Below are 1,918 nucleotides of genomic sequence, written 5' to 3' on the forward strand. Positions count from 1 at the left end.
CGCGACCCGCTGCTGCTGACCGCCGGAGAGCGTACGCAGCGCTCGGTGCCGCAACTCGGCGATCCCGAGCAGGTCGAGAGTCTCCTCGACGCGCTTGCGCATGACATCGGAGGCAACCCCCAACTGCTCCATGCCGTAGACCAATTCCTCCTCGACGGTGTCGGTGACGAAACCCGCGAGAGGATCCTGACCGACCACGCCGACCAGGTGCGCGAACTCGCGCGGGGGCCGGCTGCGGGTGTCGATCCCGTCCACCAGGACACTGCCGCGCAGCGTCCCGCCGGTGAAGTGCGGAACCAGACCGTTGATCGCGCCGAGCAGGGTCGACTTGCCGGCTCCGGTGGGGCCGACGACCAAACACAACTCTCCTTCGGGCACGTGCAGTTCGACACCGCGCAACGCCGGGGCGGGCGTGTCGGCATAGGTGATGGTGACGTCGCGGAATTCGATCACCGGACGGAGTTCTCCCTGGGGTCGGTCGAACGCGTGGCCACGCCGGTGGGCGCGTCGGGCGTATTCACCGCGAGGCGCGGCGCGTTCATCGCGTTGCGCGGCGGGTCCGCCGCGATCCGCGGCCTGGTGACCGGGGGCGGCGGCGCCAACCACGCGGGCAACACGCCGACCACGAGCGCGAGCGTCGGCAACGGCGCCAACTCCGGCCAGGTCAGCGGGTTCAGCGACGGATACAGGTTGCCCGCGTCGATCCGGCTGGTCAGGTACACGAGCGCACCCGCGCCGATCCCGCACCCCGCGACGGCGAACTCGCCGAGCCGCCACCGGTCGGGCAGATGGACACTGCGCCGGATCCGCCGGCCGGTCAGCACGAACCCGATCCCCGCGCACGCGATTCCACCGGGCAACATCGTCAGCCCCAGATAGCGCGGCGTGCCGCCGTCGAGAAGCGCGTACACGCCCACACACACGCCGATCAGACCCACCAGCGTGCACACGCCGGTCAACAGCCTTACCCCGCGCGACAGATGGCGATTGCGTCCGTAGCCGCGCGAGTCCATTGCGGCGGCCAGTGCCAGCGAGCGGTCCAGGGCGTCCTGGAGCACCGGGATGACGATCGAGCGCAGCGCGCGCATGCCCTTTTGGGCACCACCGCGCAGCCGGCGCGCCCGCCGTACCCGGTGCACGCTCTCGATCAGCTGCGGCGCCACCGACAGCGCCACCACCACGGCCGAGCCCACCTCGTACAGCGCGGCCGGTACCGCCTTGAGCATCCGCTTCGGGCTCGCCAGCGCGTTGGCCGCGCCCAGGCACACGATCATCGTGGCCAGGCGCAGACCGTCGTAGAAGCCGCCCAGGACATGTTCCAGGGCCACCGGACCGAACAGGTGGATTCCGGCGGCCCACGCGGGCAGCGGGATCTCGGGAAGGTCGAAGAGTACGTGTCCGCCCGCCGCGCCCGCGCCGAAGACGAGCCGGAAGAGCACCCGCATCACGACGATCGCCAGACCGAGGAACAGATACATCCGAAAGGCCAGTGCCCACGGTGCGTCGCCGCGCCGACCGGCGACCACGAAACCGGCCACGGCGAGGATGAGCACGAGCAGCAGCGGATTGGTGGTGCGACTGGCGGCGGTGGCCAGGCCGAGGGCCCACAGCCACCACGCGCCGGGGTGCACGGTGCGGGGCAGGCGGCCGCCCCCGCGACGGAACACGGCGGCGGCCGAGCGGGCGGAGGCCGGGCGACCGGAGGCCGAGCGATCGGTGGCCGAGCGATCGGTGGCCGAGCGGCTGAAGGCTGAACTGCCGGAGGCTGAGCTACCGGAGGCCGAGCTACTCAAGGAACCGGGCACGGTCAGCTCGCTCCGGCCGCCGCGCGCCGGCGGCGGACCACGGTGATCGCGGCGCCCGCGCACAGCGCGGCCAGCAGGCCGATGCCCGCGATCGTGGTCGCCGGGATGCCGAA

General features: G+C 72.1%; 2 protein-coding genes. Both read right to left on the minus strand.

Annotated elements, in window-relative coordinates; all coding sequences use genetic code 11:
* Positions 1-453, minus strand: a 453-nt coding sequence (locus GT354_RS49025; RefSeq protein WP_161364614.1) for an ABC transporter ATP-binding protein, incomplete at its 3' end; no start/stop codon positions are given.
* Positions 450-1,667, minus strand: coding sequence for a CbiQ family ECF transporter T component (locus tag GT354_RS49030; RefSeq protein WP_346012519.1), 1,218 nt, complete (start codon positions 1,665-1,667; stop codon positions 450-452). The genes GT354_RS49025 and GT354_RS49030, both read right to left, overlap by 4 nt.
* Positions 1,668-1,918: the final 251 nt, after the last annotated feature.

The sequence above is a fragment of the Streptomyces sp. SID3343 genome, assembly GCF_009865215.1.
GTDB lineage: Bacteria > Actinomycetota > Actinomycetes > Streptomycetales > Streptomycetaceae > Embleya.